The sequence below is a fragment of the Burkholderia sp. LMG 13014 genome (genome assembly GCF_905232215.1).
Taxonomy (GTDB): Bacteria; Pseudomonadota; Gammaproteobacteria; order Burkholderiales; family Burkholderiaceae; genus Burkholderia.
In genome coordinates this window covers 1-7,576 of sequence record NZ_CAJNKE010000281.1, presented here as the reverse complement: position 1 = coordinate 7,576, position 7,576 = coordinate 1, and the positions used below count along the sequence as shown (strand labels likewise).

Genomic DNA, 7,576 nt, shown 5'->3' with positions numbered 1-7,576 from the left:
GTAGAACCCGCGCCAGCCGGCCGATCCCGCGATCAGGCTCGCGAGCGGCCGCGATAGCAGGATGCCGAGCATCAGCCCGCTCATCACGTTGCCGACCGCGCGGCCGCGCTGCGCCTCGGGTGCCATCGACGCGGCCATCGGCACGAGCATCTGGATCACGCTCGACGCGGCGCCGGCCACGAGCGTCGCCAGCAGGAACACGGTGCCCGAGCGCGTGAACGCGGGCAGCGCGAGCGCGGCCGCGCACGCGGCCAGCGTCACGACGATCAGGCGGCGGTTCTCGAGCAGGTCGACCAGCGGCACGAGCAGCACGAGCCCGGCCGCGTAGCCGAGCTGCGGCAGCATCGCGACGAGGCCGGTCAGGCCGGGCGGCAGGTGCAGGTCGGCGCTGATCGGGCCCGTCAGCGGTTGCGCGGCGAACAGGTCCATCACGATCACGCCGACTGTCGCGGCGAAGAACAGCGTCATGCCCGCGCTCAGCGCGGGCGGCGAGCCGGCGGGTGTGCGAACGGCGGCGGGGCAACGGTTGGCGGGGCAGTTCATCGGAAACCTGGCGGTGAGTCGAAGGAGTCCCCATCGTAGGTGCCTGATGTTTATGCGACAATTGAAATATCTCTAACATGATTATGCGAGTTTGTTTTGAATACGCGTGATCTCCAGGCATTCGTCGCGGTGGTCGACAGCGGGTCGATGGTCGCCGCGGCCGCGAAGCTCCACCTGACGCAGCCGGGCCTGACGCGGCGCGTGCAGAACCTCGAAACGCTGCTCGGCATGCCGCTGCTCGACCGGCAAAGCAAGCCGCTGAAGCCGACCGCCGCCGGGCGCGACGTCTACGCGCTCGCGCGCAACGTGCTGGGCGCGGTCGACGAACTGATGGCGGCGGGCGCACCGGACAGCGAGCCGTCGGGCGAGCTGCGCATCGGCGTGCCGCCGTTCCTGTCCGAGCTGGCGCTCGAGCAGCCGATCGACCGGCTGCGCGACGCGTTTCCGCGCCTCACGCTGCGGGTGACGGCCGGCTGGTCGCCGGCGCTGATGCAGGGCGTCGAGCGCGGTGCGCTCGACGTCGCGGCCGTGATGGTGCCGGCCAGTGCGGCCCTGCCCGACGCGTTCGCGTCGACGCTGCTCGGCACGCAGCCGACGGTGCTCGTTGCCGCGCGCGACTATCCGCTGCCGGACGGTCCGCTGTCGATCGATACGCTGTCGGGTTTTCCGTGGGTGCTGAGCCAGGACGGCTGCGGGATGCGGTCGGCACTGAGCCGCACGCTCGGCGCGGCCGGGCTGCCGTTCGACGTTGCGGTCGAGGCGTTCGGCTCGGAGCTGCAGCTGTCGCTCGTCGCACGCGGCGCGGGCATCGGCATCGCCGCGCCGAACGCGCTGGCGCGCAGCGCGCATCGCGATGCGCTGAGGGTGGTGGAAACGGTGGGGCTGGAGACGCGGATCAACGTGTGGATCGTGCACGGCGCGCTGCCGGGCCGTCTGGTGCGGCCTGTCGCGCTGCTGCGCGATGCGCTGGGCGAAGTGCTCGACCGGGTAAACATGGTGGGGTCAGATGCAGTGAAGGCGGTCTAGAGGCAGCATTCGAGGGAAAATCCTTATTTTCTCTACGGAAATGTTGCAATGCGGAAACCGATTCGCTATAGTTGCACCTGTCTCCTCCATGTCTCCTCTGATATGGATTCAGCCCGCCTCTTAGGCGGGCTTTTTTTTGCCTGCGATTTTGTCGCGGCCTTCCATTCGTCGTCCGTCGCGGCGCTCAGAACTTGTACGTCATCCCGACGTAGCTGATGAGCGGGTCGGCCTTCAGGTCCGATTTCGACTCCGAGAGCACGGTGCCGTCGGCCGCCTTGATCGTCACCGTCGACGTCGTCTTCAGCGGGATGTACGTCACCGACGCGATCAGCCCGAAGTGCTCGGTCATGTTGTACTGCAGGCCCGCGTTGAACACCGGCTGCCATGACGCCGACGCCTTCGCTTCCACCGATGTCGTACCCGGCTTGCCCGCGCCTGCCGCGAGAATCGCGCCGAGGTTGTCCTGCGTCTGCTTGATGAAGTTCGTGTTGAGCTGCAGGTCGCTGAACCAGTTGTACGACACGCCGAGGCCGAGGAACGGCCGGAACTTCGCGGTTGCCGCGCCGAAGTAGTACTGCAGCAGCATCGCCGGGCTCCACTGCCGCACGCTTTTCACGATCGGGTTGACCGACGCCAGCCCGATGTTCTGCGTGCCGAGCGCGCCGGCAGGTCCTGGCGGCTTGATCGTGCCCTGGCCCGACACCTTGAACACCGGCGGCACGCCGGCCACCGACGTCACCGCGATGTGGTCGGTCAGGAAGTGGCTGACCGTCAGGCCGACCGTGTCGGCGCCGCTCGTGTGCAGCCCGGTGCCCGGCGACGTGAACGACGGCGGCAGCCGCAGCGGCGTGTTGATCGGCGTCGGCGCGACGTTGGTCGTCATCGGCGTGCTGCTCTGCTGCGGCATCACGTGGAACCAGCCCAGCGTGACGACGTTGCTGCCGGCGCTCTGTGCGTGCGCCGCGAGCGGCGCCAGCACGGCGGCGCCGGCCGCCGCGCAGAGAAGGGTTTTCTTCATCACGGCTTCCCCCCTCCGCTTACTGGACGAATGCGCCGATCGTGAAATACGGCGTGGATCCGGCGTTGTCGAGGAAGCCGAACACGCCACCCGTGAAGATGAACTTGCCGGTCGGCGTCGTGCTGCTGGCACCCGTGTGGATCGTCGTGACCGTGCCCGGCACCGCCTGCGTGTAGTCGAGGTCGAGTGCGGTAGCGAGCGACGCCTGCGACGCATTGAACGGATCGAGCAGCGTGGCCTGCTTGTCGGTCAGCGCGGTGGTGCGGTAGTCGAACTGGCTGTCGACGCCGATGTACTCGCCGTTCTGCGAGCCGACCGCGATGGTCGTCTGCGGCGCCAGGATCGAGATGCTCGATTCGTCGTCGGCGGTGAGGCCCGGCACGCCGTTGCTGTTGGGTGTCGGGTTCGGGTTCGCGACGCCCGTGCGCACGAGGATCGGCACGAGCTGGTTGCGCAGCTTGCCGACGATCATGAAGCCCTTGCCCTGCGGTGTCGCCGACAGCGTCGGTTTCAGCTGGCTCGCGTAGTTGTTCGACTGGAACGCGCCGCTGCCGTCCGCCGACTGCACGAAGTTCGTGCCTTGCTGCGTGCACGCGCCACCGGCGAACTGGCCGGTCGAGTCGCACTTGGTCCAGGAGCCGTCGGCGTTGATCGTTACCTTCGCGTCGATCGATGCCGGCGCGAATTTCTGCGACGGCACTTCACCGAAGCCCACGTGACTGTAGGTGCCCGCAACCTTCGTGATGTCGGTCTCGATCGACGAGAAGCCGATGAACGGGTAGTACGGGAATTTCGTGTCGGGCACCGCGGCCTGGCCGAGCACGCCGTTGAACTGGATTTCCTTGCCGGGAATCGTGCCGCCCGCGACGCCCATGCCGACGAAGATGCGCGCCGGGCGCGACGGATCGAGGCTCGCGCCGTTCAGGCGGAACGCGCACTGGTTCAGCTTGTTGGTCGGCAGCAGCGTTTCCTGCGTGAGCGTGCCGCTGTCGACGGTGCCCGCGCGGGTCGGCACGACGGTGCCGGTCGTTTGCGGTACCGGTGATTCGACATAGGTGACCTGCCAGGTCATCTTGGTCGTGTCGAGCTGGACCTTCGCGAGTTCGCCGCTGCCCGCGCCACCCGTATACACGGTGCTGTAGTCGAGCGAGGCAGGGCAGAGCCGGTCTTCGACGAGCGGGGGCGGATTGCTGTCGCCGCCGCCGCAGGCAGAAAGAAGGGGGGCGGCAAGGGCCGCCGCCAGAATGAGGTTGCGCTTCATGTTGCTCCTCCAGATTTGTCTTGTGCGGCGGCCAGCTCCCTGTCGGCCGCTTCTGTTGGTTGTGCTCGTCCTGCCTGCGCCGTGCCGAGCGCGCTCGTGCGTTACGCGACGGCGGCCAGCCCGCCGTCGCATCCTCGTTCGCTCTACTTGCTGATCTGCGCGCCTACGCCGAAGTACGGTGTCGACGACGTGCTCGAGTTCGCCGACGTCGACGTGACGCCGCCGTTCACCGTGCCCTGGATCAGCGCCGCGTACAGCCCGCCCGTCGCGATCACGACGCCCGACGCGGACGGGTAGTTCGAGCCGCTCGGCGGCGTCGTCGTCGCGTTCAGCAGGCCCGGCGTCGCCTGGCCGTAGTCGAGCGTGAAGCCGTCTTCCTCCGCCTGCGTGCTCGGATTGATGAACGACGCGTTGCTGCCGCGGATCAGGGCCGCCGTGTACTTGAAGTTCGAGTCCGCACCCGCGTAGCCGCCGTCGATCGTGCCCGACGTGATCGCCGTCGCTGCGCCGAGCACCGCGATGCCCGATTCGTCGTCGACCTGCGCATCGGTATGCAGCGGCGCCGTGCCGAGGTTCACGTTGCCCGTACGCACGATCACCGGCACCGTCGCGCCGTTGAGCTGGCCGATCACCATATGTGCGGTCGCCGATTTGCCGGTCGCGCCGACGATCGGCAGCTGCGTTTGCGGCAGCGTCTGCGGCGCCTTCGTGCTGTCGAAGTAGCCGCCGTTCGCGGTGTTCACGGTCCACGGGTTGCCGGTCGTCTGGCAGCCGCCCGAACTCGTCGACGTGCACGCGCCGTTCGCGTCGAACGTCTCGCTCGAGTTCGTGCCCTTCGTCGCGTAGTTGCCCGACGGCACGAGGTGGTAGATCAGCGCGTTGTACGTGCCCGGCAGCTTCGAGATGTCCGTCGTCGTGCTCGCGAAGCCGAGGAACGGATAGAAATCGAAGTGACGGTTCGGCACCTGGCCGACGTTCTGCACGAGGCCCGGAATGATGGTCAGCCCGTCGTACTGGATCGTCGCACCGGGAATGCCGCCGCCTGCGACGCCCATGCCGACCAGCAGCATCGGCGGGTTCGCCTGGTTGAAGTCGGCCGCCGTCGAGTACGTGGCGCCGCTCGGCGCCTTGCCCGTGCCCGGTGTCAGGACGAACGCGCAACGCGTCTGCTCGGCGGTCGGCAGCGTGCCGGCCGGCGGGTGCATGACCGCGCCGGTGATGGTCGTGCCGGCGCGGCTCGGCGTGACCGTGCCGGTCGCGAGCGGAATCGGCGATTCGAGCCACTTGAGCGTGTAGGTCATCGCCACCGCGTCGATATTGACGCTGACGATCTCACCGCTACCGGCGCCGCCGAGATACGTGCTCTTCACGATGTCGGCGTTGGCCGGGCACAGCGAGCCGTTGACGGGCTGCGACGGCGGCGGCCCTTGCGTGCCGCAGCTGGAACCGGAACATTGGGGCGCGTTGATCGGCGCGACCGCGCCGCCGGAATCCCCCCCACCACATGCAACCAGGAAAGGGGCAATGGCAAAGGCCGTTGCCACCCCCTTCGATAAGGTGTGCGACATGCCGCTGTCTCCAATCGTTTAATTGTGCGAGCTAATGTCGCCGCCTTGATTTTTGCTGTCAATTGATGAACCCGTCTAAAAAAGGCGATTGAAACAGGCATCGTGTATTTAATCGTTGTCCGGCAGGGCATTCGGTAAGAATTAAAACGTGCGACGGGCTGCGGGAAGTGGCCGGAGTGGGGAATGTGCGACGCCGGACAGGCCGGGGGAGAGCCTTCCTGCGTATAACGGCAGCGTTTAAAGCGGCGGTATCCGGTTTATCCCTATTCGGGATTGACTGGATAAAGACGGGGTGGGATTAATTCACTGGTAATCGCGCAATTGAAAGCTTGTAAATATTTGTAAATGCGCGGTTCGGAATTTTTTATATATTGCCTGATACGGGTAAATAAAAAGCCGGCCAGTGGCCGGCTTTGCATTGCATGCGATGTTGAATCAGCGTTTGAGACCTGCGTCCTCGGCCGCGCCGATGCTCAGGTTCATGCACTGGATCGCGGCGCCCGATGCGCCCTTGCCGAGGTTGTCGAGGCGCGCGACCGTGACGAAGCGCTCTTCGTTGCCGAACACGAACAGGTCGACCCGGTTCGTGTCGTTGTTCGCCTGCACGTCGAAGAAGCCGCCGTCGAGGTTCGCGTCCGCATCGAACGGCGCGACGCGCACGAATGCTTCGTCCGCGTAGTACTCGGCGAACACGCGCTGCACGTCCTGCGGCGTCGTACGCTTCGCGAGCTGCTCGGGCGTGAAGTAGGTCGTCACCGCGAGACCCTTCAGGAACGGACCGACGATCGGCGTGAAGATCGGCGGGTTCGCGAGGCCCGTGTGCGCGGCCATTTCCGGCAGGTGCTTGTGCGTGAGGCCGAGCGCGTACGGGCGCGGGCTCGCGAGCTTGCCGCCCGGCGCCGCGTTTTCGTAGTCGGCGATCATCGACTTGCCGCCGCCGCTGTAGCCGGTGATCGAATAGCTGTGCGCGGCGAACGTCGGTGCGACGATGCCCGCATCGACGAGCGGACGCATCGCAAGCACGAAGGCCGAGGCGTGGCAGCCCGGCACCGCGATGCGCTTCGACGTGCGAATCTTCTCGCGCTGCGCGCGGGTCAGTTCCGGCAGGCCGTACGCCCAGTCGGCGCTGGTGCGGAACGCGGTGCTCGCGTCGATCAGCGTCGTGTTCGGATTCTCGACCAGCGACGCCGATTCGCGCGATGCGACGTCGGGCAGGCACAGGAACGTGACGTCCGACGCGTTGATCAGGCGGCGGCGCTCTTCGACGTCCTTGCGCTTCGCTTCATCGATACGCAGGATCTCGATGTCGCTGCGTGCCGACAGGTATTCGAAGATCTTGAGGCCGGTCGTGCCTTCCTGGCCGTCGACAAAAACTTTGGTGCTCATTTCGCTCTCACTGAATGAAACGGGGGCCCGCGCCCTGAACCCACCATTTTAAGACGTCATCCGGCGGGCCTGCACCGCGCGGGGCGAAAAAAAGACGGCCGGCGAGCCGTCTTGTGTCCCTTTGACGCCCGCAGGCGCGCGCGCCAGGGCGTGCTCAGCTGCGGCCGGCGACCCAGCGGGCGGTCGCTTCGGCCACGCGCCGGCCGAATGCCTTGCCGGTCTCGAGGTCGCCCGGTAGCGGGCCCTCGTCGGGCGTCGAATCCGCCGGCGACTGCGCGAGCAGGCCCGTCGAGCCGCCCAGGTAGTTGATGTCGTTGCGCGTGGCCGCCTTCGAGTTGGCAGGCATCAGGCTCGTGCCGACCCACACCATCCCATGCTGCATCGCCAGCGTGACGAAATATTGAATCGTCGAGAACTTGTCGCCGTTCATCGTCGCGGAGTTCGTGAAGCCCGCGGCGATCTTGTCCTTCCATTTCTGCGTGAACCACGCTTTCGACGTGGCATCGGCAAACTGCTTGAACTGCGCCGACGGGCCGCCCATGTAGGTCGGCGCGCCGAACACGATCGCGTCGGCTGCGTCGAGCGCGGCCCAGCCCGCGTCGTCGACGTCGCCGACGGCGAGCAGGCGCACGGTCGCGCCGGCGTCCTGCGCGCCCGTGTGAACGGCTTCGGCCAGTTTCTGCGTGTGACCGTAGCCGCTGTGATAGACGATGACGATGTTCGACATGAGGCGTTCTCCGGAAAGGAACGGGAACGGCGGGCCGCAGGCGCGCC

At 66.7% G+C, this 7,576-nt stretch carries 7 protein-coding genes; 1 reads left to right on the top strand and 6 read right to left on the bottom strand.

Features of this window, described 5'->3' with window-relative positions; all coding sequences use genetic code 11:
• A partial coding sequence (locus tag JYJ84_RS23155) for an MFS transporter (protein WP_205189507.1) occupies positions 1 to 543 on the bottom strand: 543 nt, incomplete at its 3' end.
• Between the two features lie 96 nt (positions 544 to 639).
• On the opposite strand from JYJ84_RS23155, the gene JYJ84_RS23150 reads away from it, so the two are divergent.
• Positions 640 to 1,569, top strand: coding sequence for a LysR family transcriptional regulator (locus tag JYJ84_RS23150; protein WP_175223506.1), 930 nt, complete (start codon positions 640 to 642; stop codon positions 1,567 to 1,569).
• A gap of 184 nt (positions 1,570 to 1,753) precedes the next feature.
• On the opposite strand, the gene JYJ84_RS23145 is transcribed toward JYJ84_RS23150, so the two are convergent.
• The 5 genes from JYJ84_RS23145 to JYJ84_RS23125 form a co-directional block, all read right to left on the bottom strand.
• A complete protein-coding gene (locus tag JYJ84_RS23145; protein WP_122944175.1) occupies positions 1,754 to 2,587 on the bottom strand; it encodes an OmpW family protein in 834 nt (277 codons plus the stop codon).
• 19 nt (positions 2,588 to 2,606) lie between these two features.
• The gene (locus JYJ84_RS23140) at positions 2,607 to 3,848 is read right to left on the bottom strand and encodes a DUF2957 domain-containing protein (RefSeq protein WP_175223505.1); all 1,242 of its coding nucleotides are present in this window, start codon (positions 3,846 to 3,848) and stop codon (positions 2,607 to 2,609) included.
• Between the two features lie 143 nt (positions 3,849 to 3,991).
• On the bottom strand, positions 3,992 to 5,416 hold the full coding sequence (locus JYJ84_RS23135; RefSeq protein ID WP_175223504.1) for a DUF2957 domain-containing protein: 1,425 nt from the start codon (positions 5,414 to 5,416) through the stop codon (positions 3,992 to 3,994).
• 435 nt (positions 5,417 to 5,851) lie between these two features.
• Positions 5,852 to 6,802 (bottom strand): N-acetyl-gamma-glutamyl-phosphate reductase, encoded by a 951-nt coding sequence (gene argC, locus JYJ84_RS23130; RefSeq protein WP_174918426.1) that lies wholly within the window; start codon positions 6,800 to 6,802, stop codon positions 5,852 to 5,854.
• A gap of 154 nt (positions 6,803 to 6,956) precedes the next feature.
• Positions 6,957 to 7,529 carry a flavodoxin family protein gene (locus JYJ84_RS23125; RefSeq protein WP_043185154.1) on the bottom strand — a complete coding sequence of 191 codons (573 nt, stop codon included), beginning with the start codon at positions 7,527 to 7,529 and terminating at the stop codon, positions 6,957 to 6,959.
• Positions 7,530 to 7,576 lie beyond the last annotated feature (47 nt).

Coding starts and splice junctions, on each gene's coding strand:
- JYJ84_RS23145 (WP_122944175.1), bottom strand. CDS start 2,587: ATGAAGAAAACCCTTCTCTGCGCGGCGGCCGGCGCCGCCGTGCTGGCG.
- JYJ84_RS23140 (WP_175223505.1), bottom strand. CDS start 3,848: ATGAAGCGCAACCTCATTCTGGCGGCGGCCCTTGCCGCCCCCCTTCTT.
- JYJ84_RS23135 (WP_175223504.1), bottom strand. CDS start 5,416: ATGTCGCACACCTTATCGAAGGGGGTGGCAACGGCCTTTGCCATTGCC.
- argC (WP_174918426.1), bottom strand. CDS start 6,802: ATGAGCACCAAAGTTTTTGTCGACGGCCAGGAAGGCACGACCGGCCTC.
- JYJ84_RS23125 (WP_043185154.1), bottom strand. CDS start 7,529: ATGTCGAACATCGTCATCGTCTATCACAGCGGCTACGGTCACACGCAG.